We start from the raw sequence: 22,788 nt of genomic DNA on the forward strand, positions 1-22,788 counted from the left end.
TGCACTTCGTTGAAGTAAACATGAGGTGCTCACTGTACACCTGTACTATTCCGCGGTCATGTTTCCTTCGCCTCGTGCACACCCAAATTTCTTGGTGAATAATCCGGGTTAACGAACCAGGGCACGTTTGCACGACCATTTCCCGCCGCCTTGTTGGCAGGAAATATCCTGGTATGGAAGATTCAGGTTAGTATCAGATAAAAATTCACCAGAAATTAAATATTTACCAACGCTGTGAATCACCTCTATTTTGAAATACAAGCCGATGATTTGGAACGAGCATCCGATTTTTACCGTGAAATTTTTGGATGGGAATTTCAGGAAAACCCACACGCGCCTGTAGAATATCTGAGAATTGAGACCGGCGGAATGGCGGGGGGAATGTTAAAACGTCCATCCGAGACTCCGCCACCCGAATGCGGAACCAATGCCTTCGTCTGTTCTTTTGAAGTGGATAATTTTGATGCTGTTTCCGAACAGATTCAGAATTTGGGTGGGGAAATCGCCATGCCGAAATTCCCGATTCCAAAAACCGGCTGGCAGGGCTATTTTGTGGATACCGAAGGAAATACGTTTGGTCTTTTCGAAGTGGATGAGAGGGCCGGGTAATCTATAGGTCGCTGGAAAGACTAAAAGAGACCTTTGCAAAACCCCTGGATTTTTCAAAGCCCTTTAAAACTCAAAATCTGAATATTCAAATAACGATATCATGAAAACAAAAAACCAGAAGCTGCTCGAGGAGATTAATGAGGCCTTTGCCCGCAATGATTTGGATTTTATCATCGAGCACGTTACGGATACGATTCGCTGGGAAATTGTGGGCGATATGATCGTGGAAGGAAAAGAGGCGTTCGCCAAAGCGCTGAAGGAGATGCAAGCCGACGAGCCGATGGAGCTGACGATTCATCATATCATTACCCACGGCAAGGCAGCATCGGTGAACGGGGAGATGAAAACAGCAGGCGGGGAGAGGTATGCTTTTTGTGATGTATACAAGTTCAGCGGATTCAAGAATCCCAGGATTACGGAGATGACTTCATATGTGATAGCGGTTAAAACTTGAGGGCAGAGCGTTAACCCGTATTACACAAATAGTTATGTAGGGGGGCAAGATCTCTGGTTATACATTTCAATACGTTTTGCAACTCCCCCTTCTGCCAAATGCAATTGGTTACTCGTCAAAATTGAAATCATGATCGAGGTCGGAAATATCATCGGCCCGGGAGCGAAGTTCTGCCGAATATTTCCACAGGGGCTCATCCTCCTGCTTGAGAACGCAGCTGAGGTCGGCCGCGCGGTAGCAGATTTGTCCGACCAGGTTATTCACGCTTTTTTCATCATCCAGCCCTTCACTGAGAGCGTGTTCAACCGAAGCCCGAACGCCCCTGAGAAATAGCTGCGCGGGAGATTCCGCATCGACAACAGCCAGTGCTTCCCTGATTTTTTCCCTCCAGTAGGGAACCTGTTCAAGCTTAAAATCGGACTCGGCGGCGATCTGCTCGTCAGACCATCCCTCTTTCTCGGCCCGTTCTAATAACGCGGCACCTTCGGGCATGAGTTTGTCAAAACGTACATTCCCGATACCGAGATGATTCCTGTAATTATCGTAGCTGTAGCTGAACAATTCGGCTGCTAAAAAATGGATTCGTTTCATTCGCATGGCTTCGGTTTTTATGTTTGCAATTAATGTATATCGATCCAGTGAAAAAATAATTTTTCTGCAATTAATGGTCTTGTTTCTTGAACCGACACCTGGTCCGGAATGCGGGTGAAAATCGAGCTTTTCGGAGAGTGAGTTGAAATTCTAGACATTTATTTGATGGTAAATGAGAAGTAGGTTTTTCGAGGGTTTTACAAAACCCCAGGACCTATCTCCTTGTCAATTCTTGAACGCCGAAAGAAATGATAAAATCGGTCAAAATGCGGTGCTTGTCAGTTAAAAAACAATATCACCCGGGAATCGTAAAGGTGACTTGAAAATTTATTGACAAATAAATTACTGATTTTTTTACTTTTATCGATGGATAACAATTACAACGATGGAAGGTTCAGATAACAGGCATACGCCGGTAACACTGGCCATATTACCTTTTGAAAACCTGTCAACCGGCAGTGAGCTGGAGATCTTCTGCAAATCGTTCTCCCTGGATTTGATCACCGAGCTCTCGCGGTTCCGCCAGTTCCAGATTATTTCGTATGATTCGGTGCGGGATATGGGGCTGGATCAGGATTCAGATGAAGCAAAGTTTCACCAACTGAACACCAACTTTTTTGTCCGTGGCACATTTCGTCACCAGGATCGGCAGATCCGCATCAACATTCAGCTGGTGGACAGCCGGTCGCTTCACCTGGTGTGGGCTGACCGGTTTTCGGGAGATTATGAGGAACTGATCAGTATTCAGGAGCATGTGTTGCTGGAGCTGGTCTCAACGCTCCAGTTGCAGTTGAACCGCAATCTTCTCGCCTCACTAAGAAGCAAAAAAAGAACGCACCTCAAAGCCTATGAATGCTGGCTTTATGGACTGGAGGAATTGAAAAAGGGATCACTGGAAAGCGATCTGAAAGCCCGCGAATATTTTCGACACGCCATCGAAATCGATCCGGAATACGCCCGGGCCTATTCGGGCATGTCGCTGACCTATTTTAATGAATGGAGCTGCCAGCTGTGGGACCGCTGGGAACTAAGCCAAAACGGGGCTTTCGAATGGGCACAAAAAGCGATTGAACTGGATGAACAGGATTACGTAGCCGCTTACGTACTGGGGCGGGTTTTCCTGTACCAGCGGGCGTATGAAACGGCCGAGTATTTCCTTCGGAAATCACTGCGCCTCAACAGCAACGACCCGGAAAGCCTGATACAAATCGCCCCCTGCTTCCTGTACCTGGGATACGGTAAAGAGGCCTACCGCCTGTACCAAAAGGCGTTGCGGTTGAATCCGGCGGGAGATCAGACCTATTTTCCCATCGGGGCTTTAATCCTCTACGATTTGGGCAGAGTTGAGGAAGCGATGTCGCTGATTAAACGCACCCGGGGAAATCCGTACGTTGATTTTAAGGCCTATTGCGCGGCCGCCTGGTACGAGCTGGGAGACCAGGAAAAAATGAATCAGTGCCTGGAAGAGTTCCTGCAGTGCTATGCCGATGTCGTAAATCACGGGGTCAAAGCCGATCTCACGGAGGCGTTCGAATGGATGAGCAAAATAAACCCCTATAAAGAGGGAACCCGCCTGGAACAGTTTTGGAAGCACGTCACGGGGGAGACGTTCCGTCCTCAAAAACCGGAAATGCCCACTCCTGTTTCACATAGAATAAACAGGATGGAGGAGTCCGTCGACTACTGGAAGTTTTCTTTTGGAGGGCGAACGATACAGCTTTCGGCTGTCAAGGGGTTTTCTGATATCCGCCGGCTGGTTGGCTGCGCCGGTACGCCCGTGCACTGTACGGAGCTTATGGGAACAGCCGTACTGTCTGACGGGGAAGAGGTGATTGATGAAAAGGCAAAATCAGAATACCGGAGGGAAATAGAAAATCTCCGGGAAGAGATCGAAGAAGCCGAAGCCTGCCACGATTTTGCACGGGCGGAAGCTGCACAAAAAGAGTACGAACAACTGGTAGAGCACCTGTCGGGGGCACTGGGCCTGAGAGGGAATATTCGCAAAGCGGGGAATACGGTGGAGAGAGCCCGATCGGCCGTTACCTGGCGTATTCGCAGTGCCATCTCCAAAATTGAGCAGGAGCATCCGTCTCTGGGCAAGCACCTCTCCAACTCCATAAAGACGGGGACCTTCTGTATCTATAAACCGGAAACGCAGGTCGACTGGGAGATCATCTGAAACCAGGAGAAATACCGGTTGAAACGGAACTTCCTTAAATACACAGACTGCCAAGCCCTGGATTTTTGTCTTTTTCTGACAGAACGCCAATAGGGTTATCACTAAGGTTGTGATTCAACAACGGCACTTTCCATTCAGTTCTAGCCCGTATTTCTCACGATAATGTATGCAAAAATCATGTACCCTGATGGCAGGCAGTATCTTACCTCATTTTTTACCGACCTTTTAATTTGACAGGGTGTAAAACGCTGCGAGGTTCGCCCTTCTGCTGCGTTAAAGGGAACATCACCTGCTCAACGTACAACGGTACGTCTGCACGGCCATTTTCCCTTTGCCTTCCTGAAGAACAAATTTCCTGGTGGAGGTAAATCCAGGCTAGGGTCGTCGGTAAGGACTACTTCTGCAGCGAAAAGGCAGGAGAGAAGCAGTACGAAGAATGGCCGCCGTCTCATCAATGTCGGTGATGCTACCAAAGCCTACCCGTACTCTGTACCATCACAGAAGCAGTAAAATCGAGCCCCTGTCAGCAAGAAGTTCAGGCCGCGAGCAACAGGCCGGATAGCACACCTTACAAGCCCCTCACATCGTAAGGCCCGGACTTACGCAGTACAAGTACCAGCCCAAAAGAGACCACAGGGTCCAGATCACCGGCTGGTTACCACACAAACAACATCATGAAGTAAATAAAATGGGAATCATTAGCACTATGAAAACAACAACCCTGGAACGACCAAATAAAGAACGGAACTGTCCGAATCCCTTCGGGGAGGCGATGTACCTTGCCGATGGCGGCATGGAATCAATATTGGTTTTTAAACGCGGCGTCGAGCTGAATCATTTTGCTGCCTTTGAGCTGCTCAATAACGAAGAGGGGCGGGAGGAGATGAGAAGATATTTCATCCCCTTTCTCGACCTGGCCGTTCAGTACGACTACCACTTTGTCGCGGAAACGCCAACGTGGAGAGCCAGCCCCGACTGGGCGTTTAAGCTCGGTTATTCTATCGCTGAAATGAATGCGATCAACAGCTATTCGGTTCGCTTTTTGCGTGAACTGATCGAAGAACACCGGATCCCGGCCGAAAAAACGCTTGTCAGCGGAAACCTCGGTCCGAGGGGAGACGGATATTTTGTGGATCAGATGATGACACCCCGGGAGGCCCGCGCCTACCACAGCGAGCAGATCAAAACCTTTGCCCTTGCCGACGCCGACCTGGTCAGTGCGTTCACCCTGAATTATGCCGATGAAGCGATTGGTATAGTGCTGGCTGCACGCGAATTCAACATTCCGGTGGTGATCTCTTTTACCACGGAGACCGACGGCCGACTGCCCAGCGGCAGCACGCTGCGGGAGGCGATTGAGAAAACCGATAACGAAACCGACGGGTATGCTACATTCTTCATGATCAACTGTTCTCATACCGAACACTTTAAACACGTGTTCAGGGAAGGAGGCGACTGGATCAGCCGGGTTGGAGCAATCAGGGCCAACGCCTCCCTGAAGAGTCACGCTGAACTGGACGAATCGGAGACCCTGGACAGCGGGGACCGTTGCCTGCTGGCGTCGGGTTATCATGAGCTGAGTCACCTGCTGCCCAACTTGCAGGTGGTGGGCGGCTGCTGCGGCACCGATTACAGTCATATTGCGAAAATTTGCGAGGTGCTGTTTCACGATGACCCCGCAAAATGCCGTGAAGCCGTTGCCGAGTATCAACATTTAAATTAACGGCTACACTGCGTGCGGCTGAACTCTATCCCACAGAAGGTGGTTGCCCTGTTCCGGGCTATTGTTCAGCCGCATATCCCATAAACCTGATATTATTCTGCTGCATTCTGTACAGGTAGTGTGGGACCGATGCACGGGTGCATGGGACTGCCACCGAAATTGCATGTGTTCTTCCGGCTTCAAAGGGAAATGGGTAGTGCCGGTATTCCAACAGGTAGCTCAAAATTGGTTTACGTTTTTTTGATTCATTTCACTAGTAAACGGGTAATTAAAGAAATACCCAGTTGAATTTTGGTCCTACAACACGTCATTTTGTATATAATCCATTCCGGCTAAAAGGTGCAGATTCATCCAGCACAAAAAAGACAATATCCGAATCCTCGTTGGCTTTCAGGGTCAACTGTTTATTTTTTACGATTATTTGATCGCCTTCCTTTACCGTATCGCCGGAATCTTCCAATGTTATTGACCCGCCAAACAGGTACATGAAGGCGGTATGGCCATGCAGTACGGGAGTCTGTATAGAGTTTCCATTTTCCAGACGCAGATCATAAAATACCACCTCACTTCTGAATAGCATTGGAGCCTTCGAACGGTCGTGGCCAGCAAGCAGCCGCCACTGGTTATGGCTGTAGATCTTGTCGGGTTCGTAAAACTGGACCTTCGGCTCCAGGGCATCCGCTTTGGGACGGATAAATATCTGCAGCATCTCTACGGTTTCATCGCCCTCTCGGACGCCTTCTTCGTGGTGAATACCACTGCCGGCATTCATCAGCATCAGGTGCTTGTTGTGAATGGGGATGTCGTTACCGTCGCTGTCTTTGTGATGCATGGTGCCTTTGCGCAGGTACGACAAAATTTCCTCGTTCTGATGCAGGTGCATCGGCACCCGGGCGCCGGCTTCCAGCATGGCGTGTTCCAGCCGCCCGATTTGGGCAATGCCGTGATCGCTGGAATCTGTTATGGCTCGGCCGAGTGGTAAAAAGCTGGAGGTAAACGTCCCCCGGCTTACCTTGTGTCTCTTTTCGGATCTGGCGATATGAATCATGATATATTTACTCCAGTTCTTTTAATAGGTCCCGCACGTCAAGGGGTTTGGTGACCATCTTGACCGAGCCGTCTTCGGTGTATTCCCATTCCTCGCGGGGACGGTCGCGGTACAGTTCCACGCCGTTGCCATCCGGATCGTCCAGGTAAATGGCCTCGGATACTCCGTGATCGCTGGCTCCGCTGATGGGATAGTCTTTATCAATGAGCCGCTGAAGAACTTCGGCCAGGTCTTTCCGCGTGGGATATAGAATGGCGGTGTGATACAAACCGGCACTGCTTCGTGGCGCGGGCTGACCGCCTTTGCTGTGCCAGGTATTGAGTCCAATGTGATGATGGTACCCGCCGGCCGAAAGAAAGGCGGCGTTTTCTCCGTACATGGTCGTCAGTTCAAACCCCAGCAGGTCGCGGTAAAACTCCAGGGCCCGGTCCAAATCGGATACCTTCAAATGCACGTGCCCGATGCGGGTTTCGCCCGGGGTGGTATATTCTTTATTCATAGCAGCGTAAATTTGGGATGTAAATATTATGCGACAAATTTTTCAATATAGGTATCGAGTCCGGTGGGCTTGCGCCCGAGCAGCTGCTCCATATCATCATAGGTGAAATCCAGCGCACCGTTGACAAAAGTGGTTGCCGTCATCACGCTCATGGCAATTTGCTCTTCGGGTAATCCGATTTCTTCCAGCGTTTGCTCAAAGTCTGAGATCGAAACATCTGTATAGGTGATCTCTTTGCCGGAGGCTTCGCTCAGCATTTCGGCAATTTCATTGAGTGTATACGCTTGTCCCGATGTAATTTCGTAACTGTTGTTTTTATGTTTTTGGGGAGCTGCGAGGCCGTTGGCCAGGGCTTCGGCCATCTCTGAACGCAGCGCCAGGTTGATAGCCTTTCCGTCGGATGGGAATGCCCATTGGCCGGTGTCCAAAGCATTGCCCAGGAACAGCGGGAGAAATTCCATATAGAACGTATGGCGGTAAATGGTATAGGGAATGCCGGAATCTTTAATGAGCTTCTCCGTTGCGGCGTGATCGGTCGAAAGCGGGCTCAACTCCTTATCGGCCTCCACAATACTGGTATAGAAAATCTGCTCCACACCTGCTTCCTTGGCGGCATCAATTACATTTTTATGCTGCCGGGTTCGTCCTTCCAGGGTGCTCGAAGAGATCAGAAGCACCGTATCGATTCCCTGGACGGCTTTTTCGATCGACGGATAATCGGTATAATCGCCAATTTGAATTTCGACGCCTTTCTCTTTTAGCTCAGCGCCTTTTTCTTCGCTTCGGACGAGTCCGGCGATATCCGCATCGGGATTTTTTTCGAGTAAAAAATCAATGGTTTGTGAGCCTAATTCTCCGTTTGCTCCGGTTATGAGTGTCATGATGTTGAAGGTTGGAGGTTAAATGTTGAAGGTTGGGTGTGAGTTAGTTGCGTAGTATTTTCCAGCTGGCCGGGCCGTTGACTTTGCTCCTGCTCGTAAGTTGCATAAGCAGCAGTTGCATGCGTTCGAGTGTGCCGCTCACCGAGAGGTCGCCGGCGATAATCGGGTTGAATCCCGCTGTTTCCACCAGTTCGGTGACGGTTTCCAGGGCTTCCTCGTCGTTACCCGCAATAAAGGCATCGGCCTGCCTGCCGCCGATGACCGGTTGTTCAAAGTCGGCGGCGAAGGTCGTGTTAAAAGCTTTAACAACCTTGGAGTGCGGGAGCCACTGCTGCAGTTCTTCAGCTGCACTGCTGTCCGGTGCCGTTGTCAGCTTGCTGAAATCTTCATCTACGGGATTGGCTATGCTGATCACAATTTTCTGGGTGGACACATCGCGTATCTTGTGGGCCAGTTCTTTTTCGACCCCGTGCGGAACGGCCAGAACAATGATGTCGGCCTCCCAGCTGCATTCGTGGGCACAGTCTATGGGTTTTACATCAGCATCCGGATGAGCCTGTTGTATTTTTTCTGTCAGCGAACCCAGTTGACCGGGTGTTCGGTCAAAAAGAAGCAGACGGTAGTTGCCACCTGAAATACTTCTTGCAATGGCGGAGCCCATAGTTCCACCGGCTCCGATGATGGCAATGGTTTGTTTGGTAATAGGCATAATGGTTGTTCTGCTTGCAGTTTTATTTTGTTACTGCAAAGGTAGCCTGCCGCCGCCCCCATGTCATTGATATGTGTCAGGAATCACTCTTGATATATATCAAGAGGCAAACCAATAAGAAAATATAATTCAATACACGTGGATGTTATCTCCAAAGATCATTTTTAGAGGACTTTACAAAACCCTTACTTCCTCGTTCTGAGGGAGTTGTACTCCCGTTAAAGGTCACCAAGGTCGGTAGTTCAACTACCTCCCAACAAAATGGCAGGTTTTGCAAAGCTCCCTTTAAATAAGAAGGTATGAGGAGTAAAGATTACCCGCTGAAACTTCCGCGAACCCGGCTCAGCGTCTCGGGACTCATTCCCAGGTAGGAAGCCACCAGGTTCAGCGGTACTCTATTCATGAACTCGGGATTATGCCGGATGAGACGGGCATATTTTTCTTCGGCCGTAAGTCCCAACGCATTTTCGACGCGCTGCTGCAGGGCTATATAGGCGTTCTGTATGATGATACGATGATATCGCTCGTAGGCGGGCATTTCTTCCAACAGTTTTTCATGGTTTTTCCGGTCAAGGACAAGCAGCTCGCTGTCTTCAAGGATTTCAATATTTAGCGTAGAGGGATCCCCCGTAAAAAAGCTTTGCAGGTCCGCAATCCACCATCCGTCAAAGGCAAAACGCAGCACGTGCTGGTTGCCTTTCGAATCTACGGAATAAGAGTAAAGAGCCCCCTTTTCCACGAACGTCAGCTCACGGCAAATATCACCTTCCTGCAGTAAAAACTGCCGTTTGAGCATCCGCTTGGGGCGAAAATTATTTTTACATCGTTTCCACTCCTCATCGGATAGAGTGACATGTTCCTGAATGCTTGCTTTTAACTGCTCATACATTGGGTTGTCAGCTCAATGGTTAATATTGATAACCGAAAATGTACAGGGAAATTTCAGGAAATAAAAAGCGGATACCCTGTATGAGGATATCCGCCTGGCATGCGACAGGAGCTGTTTTGCGCTCATCAATGTTGGATAAACTGAACGTTCAGTTGCAGTTCGATCTTGTCACCCACAACCACGTTTCCGGCTTCGGTTACGGCACTCCAGGTGAGGCCGAATTCTTTCCTGTTAATCGTTCCGGTCACTTCAAATCCGGCTTTGGTGTTTCCGTAGGGATCGCCGACGGTTCCGCCGTGTACGACGTCCAGCTCCACCTCTTTGGTGACGTCACGGATGGTCAGCTGGCCGGTTACTTTATACTCAGCGTCGCCGACCTTCTCAAAGTTTGTGGACTCAAAGATAAGCTGCGGATACTGTTCAGCATTAAAAAAATCGTCGGACTTCAAGTGCTGGTCACGATCTTCGTTGTTTGTTGAAATACTGTCGATGTCAGCGGTAAATGTTGCTTTCGCATTTTCGAAATCGTCACCGTCGGCTTCAATTTTTCCATCATACGAACTGAAGCTTCCGGTAACGGTCGAAATCACCAGGTGCTTCACTTTAAATTGAATTTCAGAATGCGTGGGATCAATTGTCCACAAGGTTTTAGTTTCAGTATTCATTGTAATATTGGTTTGTTTTAAACGATTTAATGTATGCCTAACATACAGCAGGCCGCCGTACCCACCATTGATATTTGGCAGGAAATGGTCTTGATATATGTCAAGACAAGTGTTAGAAGAGTCACTTTTTATTCACCTCCTCGATTACTTGGAGTTTCCTAATAAAGTCACGAATCCCCTTTCTCTTTTTCAGGGTTCTTAATCATCTTTCCGAGTTCATTTTTTCAATGATCAAAAAACGAACCTGGAAAATTACCGGCGGGGATTCGTTATTGGTTCAACAAATAACGCATAACCAATCCACTAATAACTAAACTTCGGCTGCGCTACATTTTGCCGGACGACTCACGAATTGCAAGAGCGGGTGGGGATTAGGGATGAAGGATTATGGATTTCGGGGAGGGATGGAGTACACGGGCCCATCTTCCTAAATCTTTCTTCTCAAGAGGGGCTTGGGGGCAGCTCATTTTTACCAACGAGTTCTTCTCCATTCTCTGCCTGGATTTTTTGCTCCCTTTTATAGAGAATCCTCTCCCGTTTCTGTCACCGGGAGTGCTGGTATTGCAAAATTGCAAGAGCTGCCCACTTCCATTATTGCAAAAATACAATCATTCTCTTCGCAGTCCTTGTCCCGCATAACCCGGCGGTATGGTCAGTTCTCATAAAAGAGACTTAAATGTCTTTTTATATAAAAATTTTGGGATTTGGAACTGTCTGGCATGAGGATTGCAAGTAGTATAGGTAAACAATAAAAGATAAAATTGTCTTAAATAATAAAATCAAAACTTCCATTATTATGAACGTCCCAACACTCAGTTTTCGCCTTTTACTCGGATTGGTAATCATTGGGCTGTCCAACATGGCCTACGCCCAGACAGAAGAATACGAACTGGATGGCATGACCTTTGGCATGCCGGAAGCAGAAGTCTTCACCGAAGATTATGACGGTCCGCCCGTCGTCGGAGAACACCTGTCGATGCTGCCTAACCTGGAACCGCTCGATTACGAGGGCAACAAGCATCATGAGGTACGTATCGATATCATTGCCCAGGAAATTGAGGTGGCCGAAGGGGTCAAATATCGCGCCTGGACGTTTGGTGGCACGGTGCCCGGACCCGTTCTTCACGTAAAAGAAGGGGACCGCATCACGTTCACCATGAAAAACCGGTCGGATGAAGAGGTGACCATTACCGAGCCGACCAAAGAGGGCGCCCCATTTATGCAACAGGTAGCAGAGAACAATTTTATGAAAGCGCAGCCGGCCACCATGCCGATGCCGCACTCCATGGATTTTCACGCCGGAACGGTAGCCAAGGATGACAAGTGGCGAAGCATTGCCCCGGGCGAATCGATCAAATTTGACTGGGTGGCCAATTATGCGGGTTCCTATATATATCACTGCGGCACCCCCAGTGTGCTGATGCACACCGCGATGGGACAGCACGGAATGGTGGTTGTTTCCCCGAAGGAGGGATATCCCACCGACGAGCAGGTGGACCGTGAATACGCAATTGTACAGTCCGAATACTACCTGAAAAAGGGATCCGGAGAGCTGTTTGTCTATGATTTTGAGGGAGCCCAGAACCGTAATCCTTCCCACGTGGTATTCAACGGGCACCAGACGATCCTGCACGATCAGCCCCTGAAGGCGAATGCCGGCGACCGCGTGCGCCTGCACTTTTCAAACAACGGTCCCAGCGGTACCTCCAGCTTCCATGTAATCGGGGCCATTTTTGATCGCGTATGGCTGGAAGGTCACCCATACAACGAGATGCGCGGCATGCAGACGGTACTGCTGGGAGCCTCCAGCTCGGCTACCATCGAGTTTATCGTCCCTGAAGAGGGAAAATATATCCTGATCGACCACGAGTTCGCCGATGCCGAAAAAGGAGCTACCGGCACCCTGAAAGCGGGTCCACGCAAGAAATAATGATCAATAAATACATTATAAAACCAACGACATATCATCGACTAACATGAACATCCTGGCGAACATAGCACCTGGTAACATTCTGCTGAGAGTATATACAGCAGTCCTGCTCAGCCTGGCCGGTGTGGCCGGGGCGGCAGCCCAGGTGCTGGTTCCGTCGGGTTCTTTCCATTCGGTTTTGCCTGAAGTGAAGGGCGAGCCGGTAACCGTCGATTCTTTCTACATGGATAGTACCGCCGTTACAAACAGGCAGTTTGCAGAATTCCTGGGAGAAAACGAGCAGTGGCGGCCCGAAAAAATACCCGCCGTGTTTGCAAACCAACGATATTTATCACACTGGGAGCTGCCCACCCCCGAGTATAAAGGGAATAACCCGGGGAGCCCCGTTACGCACGTCTCGTGGTATGCCGCGCAGGCCTACTGCCAGTGGGCGGGTGGGCGCCTGCCGACGCTGAACGAGTGGGAGTATTCGGCCCAGCTTGTGGAGTTTGCTTCTCCGGCCGAAGCCCGGGCATTCGCCAACCGCCTGATGAGCTGGTATTCGAGCGTGGATACCCGGAATACCGCTGCGGTGGGATCCACCGGAATCGTGAACCGATACGGGGTACGGGATCAGTTCGGTTTGATCATGGAATGGGTGCAGGATTTTAAGCCGGTCGTGGCCGATAATCTCTCCCTGGATTGCGGGACGGTGGGACGGATGCAGCAGCTCGGCGATGCCTACAGCTACGCGGCGTCGGTCCGCTATATCACGCGGATGAGTTTTAATCCCCAAAGCGCTACGGCTACCATGGGGTTCCGCTGCGCCTATGATGTTAAAGAAAATCCCAAAACGAAGGTGCGCTCGCGATGAAAAAGCTGATATTCATACTGTTTACCCTGTTGCTGACAACTGCCTTGCATGCCCAGCACCATCACGGGAACGGGGATGAGCTGGGTGCAACGGAGATCAACGCCGAACACTCGGTTTATCACCTGGAGGCGGAGTGGACCGATCACCGCGGGGATACATATTCGCTCCGTGATTTTTCCGGGAAGCCGGTTATTGTGGTCATGTTTTACGGTAATTGCGCGCAGGTCTGTCCCGTCCTGATTGAGGATGCCCGGCGACTTTATAGCGCCGTTGACCGAACGAAACAGGATTCGGTACGGGTGCTGGCCATAACGTTTGATGTGGAAAACGACACGCCGGAAGTGCTCCGCGCGTATGCCGAAAAGGAACAGCTGAATATTCCCGGCTGGCATTTTATGCGGTCCGAAGCCGCGAGCGTGCGAACCCTGGCCACCATGCTGGGCGTGCAGTATGCCGAAAAAAGCGATGGTCATTTTGCTCATTCCAATCTGCTTACGGTGCTGGACAAAAAGGGACGAATTGCCCGGCGCGTGGAGGGATTATTCCAGCCGGTGGATGAGGCGGCCTCTGAAATTAATGCCATCATACAAGAAGGAAAATCGCAGTGAAAGATTTCTGAACTCATCCCGGTATGACTGTTTTCGTTGTCCGAAGAATAACCGACAGATTTAGAAGTGACACACAATTTTGCAACCAACACATACAACTACCACTAAACCTAACAAGGAAACCATTATGAAAACACTAACCAAACTAACGCTTGCAGTAGCACTCATCATTGCCGGGGCGGTCTCAACGGCCATGGCGCAGCGAACAATAGATATCGTGGGCACCGACAACATGAAGTTTGATGTGACCTCGATCGAAGCCGAGGCCGGGGAGGAGATCACGATCCGGTTTAAAACCAAGAGCCAGATGCCAAAAACGGCGATGGCGCACAATGTGGTCGTAGTCGATAAAGATGCTGACGTGGATGCACTGGCCCAGGCCTCGATGCAGGCACGGGATAATGAATATGTTGCTCCTGAATACAAGGACGATATTGTAGCTGCAACAGCGCTGGCCGGTGGCGGAGAAACCGTGGAGGTTACCTTTACGGTACCGGAGGAACCCGGAGACTATGAGTATATCTGCACCTTTCCCGGACACTACATGGCCGGTATGAAAGGCGTGCTTACGGTGGTTCCCCAGACAAGCAGATAAATACTGGCACTTAGTTGGAAGAGGCAGTTCAAGATGAGCTGCCTCTTCTTTTTGTTTGTTATTTAACGTGGGTTCTATTAGAATTGCATTAAATGATATTCAACAGGATGAACACTAAATGCTCGGTATTTATAGCAACCAGTGTGGATGGCTTTATTGCCAGAACAGATGGTGAATTGGATTGGCTTACCGGAGGTGAAACCAGTGAAGTGGATGAAGACTACGGATATCAAAATTTCATAGATACCGTGGATGCATTGATAATGGGTCGAAATACATTTGATAAAGTACTTACCTTTGAAGAATGGCCCTATTCCAAAAAAGTAATCGTCTTAACCAATCGGTCCCTTAAGATACCTGAGAAGCTCTCAGAGGCCGTAGTTATTATGTCGGGTTCACCACAAGAAATTGTAGATCAATTTTCCAATGAAGGGTTTCATCATTTTTATATCGATGGTGGCAAAACCATCCAAAATTTTTTAAAGGCTGGTTTAATTCAAGAGATAATTCTCACCAGAATACCTGTAATTATAGGCAGTGGAATACCTTTATTTGGACCAGTGGGAAATGACATTAAACTGGAACATGTTTCAACCCGCAGTTTTAAAAATGGATTCGTCCAGAGCAAATACAACGTAATTCCAGATACCATTCAACGCCATTAATAGTGGCTTGTATACTGCATACCTCATCGGGTACAGAAATTAACACGGGCGTTCTATTCTTCATCCATGCGATTATTACCGTTTTCACGCAATATCTTTGTCATCAAATTTTCAGGATCTCTGCGTAGCAGGACAGGCTTATTATCTGGAGCAAGGACTTGCTCCAAACTATTTTCTTAAGTTGGATGATTAACAATAAATTGATCTCTCTTTTTAATAAAAAGGGTAGGGTTGACTCCCATAATGCTTTTGAAATCGCGAATGAAGTGAGCCTGGTCGGCATAGCCACAGTCGAACGCTACTTGAGTAAGTTCCAGCTCCTGGTTTGATTCCAGTTTCTTGTGCACTTCGTTAAGCCGGGCGATTCGCATGTAGCGTTTGGGAGTAGTTCCGATCTTATTCTTGAATTCTCTCTCTAATTGTCGAAGGCTTACGTAAACTTTGCCAGGAATTTCTTCGATTTTATTGAAATCCTCTGATTTTCGGATCATCTCTGCAGCATAATTTACATAAGTCAGTTCGGAGGTATTTCTTTCCAGTTGGTTTAATAAATAATTTTCGGTCAGCTTCAACATTTCATCACAATTGGAGGCTTCCATCATTTTGGAACAGTATTCCCGGAATGATGGCCCAAGTACCTGCTCCATGTCATCATAACTTTCCGAGAACAGGGATGCCGGCACACCAAACAAATTATAGATGCCTTCCGGTTTAAATCGGATTCCGAATGTATTTACCAGGTCGCAGAACCGAACTTCATAAGGTTTGGTATACAATCCGATAATGGTATAATCGGGCGATTTTGACCAATTTCCGTCATAAGGCAGATCACAGTGCTGCTCGGATAAGTGAATAATTAACTCCAGAAAACCATTGGGAACAACCTGCTGTCTAAATTCTGCCATCCTGGTTACGTTAAAATCTCCCTTCCAAAACAGCTCCACATAAGGCTGTAGATATTCTATTGGTCTATATTCAGTTATGTGAATACTCATGGCAACATTTGGTAATCTGCGTAATTTTACGTCATACGATCATAAATTTCAAAAGGAAAAGGTGACCGGCATAAAAAATCAGGCGGGATACAGTTTTAGTGTATCCCGCTGCAGAAGATTAATCATCCAGCGTTGAAGTATCAACTACATTTGTATTTACAGGCAGCCAGGTCTTTTCAAAAGTGGCGACAATATTATTGGCTCCCCCAAAGAATCCCAGCACTTTGGCTTTTGTTTTGCCGGTGTTGATTACATTATGGGGGACCATTCGCGGCACGAGTGCGATTTCACCTTTTGAAAGAGGACCCGTTTCTCCGCCTAGTTCGACTTCTACCTCGCCTTCTAAAACAAGCAGTAGCTCTTCGGCACTATCTGTGTGGCGACCGAGCGTATCTCCTGCTTCCAGTTCAAAATACACGGTTGCTGTGGATTCAGTGCCGTGAGCACCGAACAGAGGAAAGGTGGCCAGGCAGTGCTGACCGGAATCGCCCTTCCCCGTAAATTCGGTAAGTTCAAGGTTTTTCAGATTTGCTTTTTCCATGGTATAGCGTGTTTTAGGTTATGGTTATGCAGCTTCGTGCTCATACTCGAAGTTGCCTTTATAGACTTTGACATTTACTTCTCCACGCTGCATATCCACTTCACAAATAGCCCATCCCTGGACGTTGTTCATCCAGGTGTACTCGGGATAGTGCGTGGTAAACTGCAGGTTGAGCTGAATGCGGGCCCGCCCGTTCTCACCGGGATAGAGGATTCCATCTTCCCGTACGGCAATGCGTTTCCCGTCATCGGTAACAACAGCGGCCTGGATGTTCAGCATGAATTTACCGTCGGCCCGGACTTCCAGGTAATCGGTTCCTTTTATTTTGCCCTTGATTTTTGGACCGTTTACAATCCCTTCGAAGTCAAGGTCAAAACGGGCACCTTCCGGTCCCGGTGCGGTCTTTCCGCTCGTCAACTCGCTCCATTTGATGCCGTATTCGGCGATATTGGTCAGGTTGATCTGCTCTTCAAACAGCAGTTCTGTATTGTTGGCTAAGTAGGTGTTCATCGTATTGGTATATTTGATTTATGTTTAAGCTGCAATTGAAAGATAGAACCGGCACGGCACCGGTAATTGAAAAAAAACGACATCTTTGAGCCTGTTAAGAGAGATTGTTTGCCGATTGAACATATTCTTGTCCCACCCGCTTAACTAGTAGGGACCTTTGCAGAACCTGCTATTTTGTTGGGAGGTAGGTGTACTACCGATCTTGAGCTGACGCTCACTCATTATGGGAACTTGTAAAACAATAGCTACATCCCCCTGCCCCCCTTCAAAGGGGGAATGGGTAGTGCCAGTATTCCAACAAGTAACTCAAAATTAGTTTAACGTGAGTTCAATACAGCTTCCAGCTTTAACATTGTTTCTTAACTTCTTGGGGCAGGCCTTTAATCTCCCCTCAAGGGGAGCTCCGCCGGAGGCGGGAGGGGTGTTACTCTATGTTAGACCTGCACCTCCCGACCCAATCGCCAGACCCACGCGATTGGCCCACCCTCTTCAGGAGGCACTGTCTGGTTGCCATTTCAAGGTAAACAGGCATTTGGGTTGGGAGAATTATGTCGAGCTCAGGATAGAATAGCTCTCACGCGGCGGTATTTTTTTGATGTGGTCATCCAAGGCTGGACGCTAACAGAGGGCTTTCAACCTTTTCCCGGAAGAAGTTCGCCGGGAGACTGTAAAAGTATTTCCTGCAAACCTCGCCACCCGGCCTCGAGATATTGCTTCGACGATTGTGTATCTCGGTTCAGCGGCAAATGGTCATGTAAACGCCGGGCTAATGCAACGGTTCGCCTATGTTGAATGCATGGTATAATGGCTGATCAGCCGTTAACAGCGAGTACCTGCTGACGAACTAACTGATAACCATATCGGATCAGAGTTTGCAAGTCATAACATGCCTTCGTTTACCGGCCTTTTTCACAAAACCGAAGCCGGCTTTCTCGAAGGTGTGCACAAACCCCATATGCCGGTAACTGGGAGAATCCGGCTCTACCGGATATGCTTCGATATACTCCGGACCGTTTCCCCTGGCATAGGTTTTTGCGCGTTCAATCAAAACGTCGATTAGTCCCCGGTCCCTGTATTCCGGTTTGATATAAAAACAGGCAATCGACCACACTTTCTGCAGGTTCTCATCGCCGCCGAGCCGCCGGTAGGTTTCCCGTGGTGCGATGGAACACCAGGCAACCGGCTTGTCACCTGCATAGGCCAGGAGTCCGACCGGAACCTTTGCATCAATACGGTTTTTAATAAATTCTTTTCTGCTTTCCGGGTTATTTTGCTTCAGCTCCTCGCTGGTCATGCGCCAGGCCATACACCAGCAGTTGCGGAGGATACCTTTTGATTGAAAAAGGGTTTCAAAGTCGTTCCAATTGATTCTGGAAACGGGGACAACCTTGATACTTTTCTCGATCTCCATAACCGATTAAATGCTCCATTTAGCTTCCTATACCTGCCAGACAAATTTTAAATGTAATAACGAATTTTAAGGTGTTCTATTTGCCAGGACCCTGAAAAAAGCAGGACTACTGCAATTATTACAATCAAAAAATGCGCAGCCAATTATAAAAAGCTTGTCTTGGATCTGGGTTTACTTGTTTCCCTATTTTCAACCACAAGGCCGAATTGGATGATGGAGGTCTCAATAAAACCTTTCGGAGCTTTTGCTTCGGAAATTTTACTCAAATTTTAAGCAGGCTTTGCCGGATCTGTTTTATCAAGGTCTTTGCAGAACCGTTGGTTTGGTTAATATTGGTATTTCCGTGGATTCAAAATCTCCATTTATGAGACATAAACTGCGGGCTCGAATTCGCTCAGGGTTGACTTTGAATAAAACTACTGGTTTTTCAAAACCTCACATCTTATTAAGGCAGAGATTGTTACAGCAAATGGATGTGCCTTTGCATAGATATGTAAGAGTACATCTCTGGAAGCTGTTATTTTGTATTCTAAAGCACCTGCTTTAGAATTGAATTGCCTCACTTTGCTCCTGCGCGCTTTTCACATGCTGTTGACGTGCTGATCCAATATATCGGCAAATTTTTGGGCAGCCTTGCTGCGATACCCGCCATTGCGCCAGAGAAGCCCGACCGTTCTCTTTGGGGTTGGATGTTTTATGCGGACAGACCGCAATTGCCCGGCCGCTTTCATCTTCATGGTCAGGGCCGGCAGGATGGTCCCGGCCGCAGGATTATCTTCCAGGGAAGCAAGCAACCCGGCAATCGTATTCATCTCAATCAGGACCTCCGACTCGATGCCGGCTTCCAGGGCGCAGCGATTCCATATCCGGCGCGTGCAGTATCCCTCCGAAAGCAGGATCAGTTTTTTGCGGTCGAGTTCCCTTACCGTGATAGCCTCCCGGTCGGCCAGTTTATGTTGCCCGTTTACAATGAGAAGCAGCTCTTCCTCAAACAGGTCATCAAACGTCAAATCAGGATATTCGGTCGGTTTGAAGCTGATACCCAGGTCCAGTTCATGCTCGTACAGCGTGTTCTCGATCTCCGGAGCCGAAAGCTCATGCACTTTCAACGTTACATTCGGATACCGCGTGGAAAACGAAGAGACCACGCGGGGAATAAGGTACGCATTAACGGTCTGCACCACCCCAATCCTCAGCGTGCCGCGATACAGTTGCTCCAGCTCGTCGATCGCCCGTTTGGCCTCGTCCACCTCGTTGACAATCCGTTTTGCACGCTGGTGGAGCAGCTCCCCCGCTTCCGTTAACTGCAGCCGGTTTCGGGAGCGGTCAAAAAGCGGTACCCCGAGCTCCTCCTCCATGCTTTTGACCTGCTGGGAAAGGGCCGACTGAGAGATAAACAGCTTGTCGGCCGCCGCGGTGAATGTACCCTCTTCCGCAATAGAAAGCAGGTATTTGAATTGACGTAGTTCCATCTCTATATAAGTTTTACTTATGGTAATCAGAAGTAAATATCGATAGACTAATAATTAAAATCCAGCTAGTTTCTTTTTCCCAACAAAAACAAACCTTAAAAAAGAATATGAAACTGCGAACTCAACTTTTCATTTTTACCCTGATTATCATGTTAACCGGGATTGTCTCAAACAGTACGGCCCAGAAAGCTTCTGAAAAAGCGATCGCCCGCCTCAATACGGCCGACATGGATCTGACCCGTGCCCGGGTCCAATATATAAACGAGCTGGACCTGCTGGTTTTCGAAATAAATGTGGAAGGATCCGCCGGTAATACGACCCCGGAGCCCGCCGGACAGATGAATGGCGCCCCCGTATTGGGATACGTCTTTCCCACCACGCTCAGTCCTGCCGATGTGGGATTCGGCAACGTGGAGGGTATCCTGGCTTTTGCCGTGACCTCCCATCCCGATTTTGACGACACCCCGCTGTGGGATGAAAACAACGACCGCGATTACAAAAACGACGGGACTACATTCCACACGCACTGGGTGGTGCTGGGAAAAGATGAGCGCGTACCCGGCGGACTGTCCGTAAAGGAATTCAAGAAAGAAGACCAGAGTGTGGTGTTGCCGCCCACCAATCCCGGCATGCCGATCTACCTCGATTCGCCCGGTTTTTCCGTGGTATTCCGGGGGCGCAGCCTGAAGGTTGCCGTGCCGGCGCAGCGGGTAAACAACCAAACTTCATTCAACTACGACGGCGTGGCTGCCTACATGGAAGTATCCACGGATTCAAATCAACCCATGCTGGGGGTATATGCCGTTTACGAGGTGCTTTCCGGCGATTTAAGTTTGCCTTATGCTGTCAAAAAGTGAGATAATTAAAACAACCCTCCAAGGGTTCCAAACCCTTGGAGGGTTTCCAAAAATAAAATGGGCGATGTGTCCGAGTGGTCAGGGAAGGGCCTGCAAAGCTCTTTACGGGGGGGGGGCGAATCCTGCCATCGCATCACCTATTCCTATATTCCAGATGTAATACAACATAACATCCAGGAGGTTCGGGAACGCGTTGCGCAGGCCTGCCGCCGGGCCGGCCGTAACCCGGAGGAGGTGCAGATCAGCACGGATGAAAATGGAATGAATGGAAAAGTTTATGTAAGCTTGTGGCTTGAACATCAATAGGAATTACTGATGAAGATACACTACTTGCAACATGTCCCTTTTGAGGGGCCCGGGTATATCAGCTCCTGGGCGAAAGAACAGGGTCATGACCTGTCAGGTACCCGGCTTTTTGAACAGGAAGCGTTGCCCGAACCGGAAGAGGTTGATCTCCTCGTGGTGATGGGCGGCCCGATGGGTGTGAACGACGAACAGGACCACCCCTGGCTGGAGGAGGAAAAAATGTTTATCGAAAATTGCATCTCGCATCAGAAAAATGTTCTGGGGATCTGCCTGGGCGCCCAGTTCATTGCCGATGTTATGGGAGCAAAAGTGGAACCGATGCCGGAAAAAGAGATCGGCTGGTTTCCGGTGCGCTGGTCCCAGCCGGCCCGAAAGCACCCGTTGCTCAATTTTCTGCCGGAAGAACAGGTCGTGCTGCACTGGCATGGAGACCGGTTTGATATCCCGGATAACGGACTGCCAATTGCAAGCAGCGAAGGCTGTGAAAACCAGGGATTCCTGTTAGATGAGCGTATCCTGGGCCTGCAATTCCACCTGGAGATGACTCAGGACGGGCTGGCTGCGTTAATTGAAAACAGCCGTACCGAGCTGGCAGAAGCCGATGGCCGGTTCCTGCAGGATGTGCAGACCATGCTGGATGAGGATTATTTTGCTGAAAATCACCAAACGATGAGGGAGTTGCTCAATCGCTTTTTGAAATAGAATTGAACTTGTATGAAATCTGAAGAGATCGGATCCATTGTAAAAACCTGGAAAACAAACAGGCAGCGGTACCTGAACGCCTGGGAAGAACACTCTCTGGAGCGGCTCAACACCATACCCCAGGGCTTTAACAATAACCTGATCTGGAGTTTCGGCCACATTATTGTCTCCCAGCAGGCACTGATCTATAGATTGTCCGGGCTGGAAGGGTATGTGTCCGATCAACTGTTCGTACGACATCATATCCGATATGCATGGTAACCGGACTTCGTTCTGCAAGTGTAGAATTCTTTAAAATCGCAATAAATAGATCGGGAGTAACAGGAGTGTTTCGATTTGCAGGTGATTTCCGTGTTGGGGAATTTCCAGGTTTTTTTTGGAAATAGCAGGAATATTACGAGCGCAATTTGTTCTTTTGTGTGATGTTATCCTCAGGCGCAGATTCTTCTCGCTGCGCTATTTGAATTCTTCCTGAACCGGTTTCTGTATTCCCTGCAAGTTTTCGCAGTCTATTTTCTGCAACTTCGGTGATATGCAGCAGCTTATCTTCGATATCGGCTCTCTTTTTACGGGTGAATGATTTCACACCAAAAAAAGCCACGGTGTAGCTTATTGCTGCTGTCAGTGTAGTGGCAAATATATTTCCCCATTCCGTAATTGCGGCTGCCGGTAACGACCCTAAAATAATAGCAACCGGAATGGCCAGCAGAAAAGTCTCAAGCGCATTTCCGTGGAAAAATTGCTGTTTAACGATTTGGAGCCGGTATCCTTCATCCAATTCCGTAAGCAAAACCCTGGCATCTTTTAGCTGATATTCGCTGGTTTTTCCCATGGTATGAATTCCTGCGGGTTTGCCGGACCAGTATTGATAACTGCCGAATTTGGATTTTAATCCAGCAAAAAAATTTTCAATCTGTTTGTTATTTAATTGACCGTCAATCCACCTTGTGGAAATGACTTCGGGATACAGCTGATCCCGGTTTTGTTCTTTGGTTTGCGTTACTTCCGCGGCGGCTTTTTGCAGTTCTTTTTCGGATATTCCAAACTCCTCCGCCATTGCCTGGATATCGGCAAAATTGAAATCTGCATCAAGTTT

The 22,788-nt window shown here is 48.7% G+C and carries 26 protein-coding genes; 13 read left to right on the forward strand and 13 right to left on the reverse strand.

The window, feature by feature from the left end:
- Nucleotides 1-234 precede the first annotated feature (234 nt).
- Together ACG2E4_RS05880 and ACG2E4_RS05885 are read left to right on the forward strand one after the other, a co-directional pair.
- A complete protein-coding gene (locus ACG2E4_RS05880) occupies nt 235-609 on the forward strand; it encodes a VOC family protein (protein ID WP_395259004.1) in 375 nt (124 codons plus the stop codon).
- A 100-nt stretch (nt 610-709) separates the two neighbouring features.
- On the forward strand, nt 710-1,063 hold the full coding sequence (locus ACG2E4_RS05885) for a nuclear transport factor 2 family protein (RefSeq protein WP_395259002.1): 354 nt from the start codon (nt 710-712) through the stop codon (nt 1,061-1,063).
- Between the two features lie 108 nt (nt 1,064-1,171).
- Here ACG2E4_RS05885 and ACG2E4_RS05890 read toward each other — a convergent pair whose 3' ends face one another.
- Entirely contained in the window at nt 1,172-1,654 is a 483-nt protein-coding gene (locus ACG2E4_RS05890) for a hypothetical protein (protein ID WP_395275978.1), read from the reverse strand.
- A gap of 385 nt (nt 1,655-2,039) precedes the next feature.
- Between ACG2E4_RS05890 and ACG2E4_RS05895 the strand changes: the two genes are divergently transcribed.
- Nucleotides 2,040-3,833: a hypothetical protein gene (locus ACG2E4_RS05895; protein ID WP_395275979.1), complete on the forward strand. Its 1,794-nt coding sequence runs from the start codon at nt 2,040-2,042 to the stop codon at nt 3,831-3,833.
- A 706-nt stretch (nt 3,834-4,539) separates the two neighbouring features.
- The gene (locus ACG2E4_RS05900) at nt 4,540-5,556 is read left to right on the forward strand and encodes a homocysteine S-methyltransferase family protein (protein WP_395275980.1); all 1,017 of its coding nucleotides are present in this window, start codon (nt 4,540-4,542) and stop codon (nt 5,554-5,556) included.
- A 307-nt stretch (nt 5,557-5,863) separates the two neighbouring features.
- Here the strand turns inward: ACG2E4_RS05900 and ACG2E4_RS05905 are convergent, their stop codons facing one another.
- The 6 genes from ACG2E4_RS05905 to ACG2E4_RS05930 form a co-directional block, all read right to left on the reverse strand.
- Nucleotides 5,864-6,604 (reverse strand): pirin family protein, encoded by a 741-nt coding sequence (locus ACG2E4_RS05905; RefSeq protein WP_395275981.1) that lies wholly within the window; start codon nt 6,602-6,604, stop codon nt 5,864-5,866.
- A gap of 7 nt (nt 6,605-6,611) precedes the next feature.
- The gene (locus ACG2E4_RS05910) at nt 6,612-7,103 is read right to left on the reverse strand and encodes a VOC family protein (protein ID WP_395275982.1); all 492 of its coding nucleotides are present in this window, start codon (nt 7,101-7,103) and stop codon (nt 6,612-6,614) included.
- A gap of 26 nt (nt 7,104-7,129) precedes the next feature.
- Nucleotides 7,130-7,984 carry an SDR family oxidoreductase gene (locus ACG2E4_RS05915; RefSeq protein WP_395275983.1) on the reverse strand — a complete coding sequence of 285 codons (855 nt, stop codon included), beginning with the start codon at nt 7,982-7,984 and terminating at the stop codon, nt 7,130-7,132.
- 43 nt (nt 7,985-8,027) lie between these two features.
- Complete coding sequence (locus ACG2E4_RS05920; protein WP_395275984.1) at nt 8,028-8,693, reverse strand: NADPH-dependent F420 reductase; 666 nt, start codon at nt 8,691-8,693, stop codon at nt 8,028-8,030.
- Nucleotides 8,694-9,006: 313 nt separating this feature from the next.
- Entirely contained in the window at nt 9,007-9,582 is a 576-nt protein-coding gene (locus tag ACG2E4_RS05925; protein WP_395258986.1) for a Crp/Fnr family transcriptional regulator, read from the reverse strand.
- Between the two features lie 125 nt (nt 9,583-9,707).
- Complete coding sequence (locus ACG2E4_RS05930; protein WP_395275985.1) at nt 9,708-10,247, reverse strand: YceI family protein; 540 nt, start codon at nt 10,245-10,247, stop codon at nt 9,708-9,710.
- 796 nt (nt 10,248-11,043) lie between these two features.
- Here ACG2E4_RS05930 and ACG2E4_RS05935 point away from each other — a divergent pair.
- From ACG2E4_RS05935 to ACG2E4_RS05955, 5 genes are all read left to right on the forward strand, one after another.
- Entirely contained in the window at nt 11,044-12,177 is a 1,134-nt protein-coding gene (locus ACG2E4_RS05935; protein WP_395258982.1) for a multicopper oxidase domain-containing protein, read from the forward strand.
- A gap of 46 nt (nt 12,178-12,223) precedes the next feature.
- Nucleotides 12,224-13,030, forward strand: a complete 807-nt coding sequence (locus tag ACG2E4_RS05940; protein ID WP_395258980.1) for a formylglycine-generating enzyme family protein — start codon at nt 12,224-12,226, stop codon at nt 13,028-13,030.
- Nucleotides 13,027-13,638, forward strand: coding sequence for an SCO family protein (locus ACG2E4_RS05945; protein ID WP_395258978.1), 612 nt, complete (start codon nt 13,027-13,029; stop codon nt 13,636-13,638). The genes ACG2E4_RS05940 and ACG2E4_RS05945 overlap by 4 nt, the downstream gene beginning before the upstream one ends.
- Before the next feature lie 127 nt (nt 13,639-13,765).
- Nucleotides 13,766-14,233: a plastocyanin/azurin family copper-binding protein gene (locus ACG2E4_RS05950; protein ID WP_395258976.1), complete on the forward strand. Its 468-nt coding sequence runs from the start codon at nt 13,766-13,768 to the stop codon at nt 14,231-14,233.
- A 107-nt stretch (nt 14,234-14,340) separates the two neighbouring features.
- Nucleotides 14,341-14,898, forward strand: coding sequence for a dihydrofolate reductase family protein (locus ACG2E4_RS05955; protein WP_395275986.1), 558 nt, complete (start codon nt 14,341-14,343; stop codon nt 14,896-14,898).
- A 176-nt stretch (nt 14,899-15,074) separates the two neighbouring features.
- Here the strand turns inward: ACG2E4_RS05955 and ACG2E4_RS05960 are convergent, their stop codons facing one another.
- The 5 genes from ACG2E4_RS05960 to cynR all read right to left on the reverse strand — a co-directional run bounded on the left by ACG2E4_RS05960 (nt 15,075) and on the right by cynR (nt 19,827).
- Nucleotides 15,075-15,893, reverse strand: a complete 819-nt coding sequence (locus ACG2E4_RS05960; RefSeq protein ID WP_395275987.1) for a helix-turn-helix domain-containing protein — start codon at nt 15,891-15,893, stop codon at nt 15,075-15,077.
- A 118-nt stretch (nt 15,894-16,011) separates the two neighbouring features.
- A complete protein-coding gene (locus tag ACG2E4_RS05965; protein ID WP_395275988.1) occupies nt 16,012-16,434 on the reverse strand; it encodes a cupin domain-containing protein in 423 nt (140 codons plus the stop codon).
- Nucleotides 16,435-16,458: 24 nt separating this feature from the next.
- Nucleotides 16,459-16,944 (reverse strand): DUF3237 family protein, encoded by a 486-nt coding sequence (locus ACG2E4_RS05970; RefSeq protein ID WP_395258968.1) that lies wholly within the window; start codon nt 16,942-16,944, stop codon nt 16,459-16,461.
- A gap of 865 nt (nt 16,945-17,809) precedes the next feature.
- Complete coding sequence (locus tag ACG2E4_RS05975) at nt 17,810-18,355, reverse strand: GNAT family N-acetyltransferase (RefSeq protein WP_395275989.1); 546 nt, start codon at nt 18,353-18,355, stop codon at nt 17,810-17,812.
- Between the two features lie 581 nt (nt 18,356-18,936).
- Complete coding sequence (cynR, locus tag ACG2E4_RS05980; RefSeq protein WP_395275990.1) at nt 18,937-19,827, reverse strand: transcriptional regulator CynR; 891 nt, start codon at nt 19,825-19,827, stop codon at nt 18,937-18,939.
- A 107-nt stretch (nt 19,828-19,934) separates the two neighbouring features.
- Between cynR and ACG2E4_RS05985 the strand changes: the two genes are divergently transcribed.
- The 4 genes from ACG2E4_RS05985 to ACG2E4_RS06000 all read left to right on the forward strand — a co-directional run bounded on the left by ACG2E4_RS05985 (nt 19,935) and on the right by ACG2E4_RS06000 (nt 21,953).
- Nucleotides 19,935-20,684 (forward strand): hypothetical protein, encoded by a 750-nt coding sequence (locus ACG2E4_RS05985; RefSeq protein WP_395275991.1) that lies wholly within the window; start codon nt 19,935-19,937, stop codon nt 20,682-20,684.
- A 66-nt stretch (nt 20,685-20,750) separates the two neighbouring features.
- The gene (locus ACG2E4_RS05990; RefSeq protein WP_395275992.1) at nt 20,751-20,990 is read left to right on the forward strand and encodes a hypothetical protein; all 240 of its coding nucleotides are present in this window, start codon (nt 20,751-20,753) and stop codon (nt 20,988-20,990) included.
- Between the two features lie 9 nt (nt 20,991-20,999).
- Entirely contained in the window at nt 21,000-21,692 is a 693-nt protein-coding gene (locus ACG2E4_RS05995; RefSeq protein WP_395275993.1) for a type 1 glutamine amidotransferase, read from the forward strand.
- A 12-nt stretch (nt 21,693-21,704) separates the two neighbouring features.
- Nucleotides 21,705-21,953: a DinB family protein gene (locus tag ACG2E4_RS06000; RefSeq protein ID WP_395258962.1), complete on the forward strand. Its 249-nt coding sequence runs from the start codon at nt 21,705-21,707 to the stop codon at nt 21,951-21,953.
- Between the two features lie 133 nt (nt 21,954-22,086).
- On the opposite strand, the gene ACG2E4_RS06005 is transcribed toward ACG2E4_RS06000, so the two are convergent.
- Nucleotides 22,087-22,749, reverse strand: coding sequence for a hypothetical protein (locus ACG2E4_RS06005; RefSeq protein ID WP_395275994.1), 663 nt, complete (start codon nt 22,747-22,749; stop codon nt 22,087-22,089).
- Nucleotides 22,750-22,788: the final 39 nt, after the last annotated feature.

It is taken from the genome of Halalkalibaculum sp. DA384, from assembly GCF_043951955.1.
Classification (GTDB): domain Bacteria; phylum Bacteroidota; class Rhodothermia; order Balneolales; family Balneolaceae; genus JAMQKA01.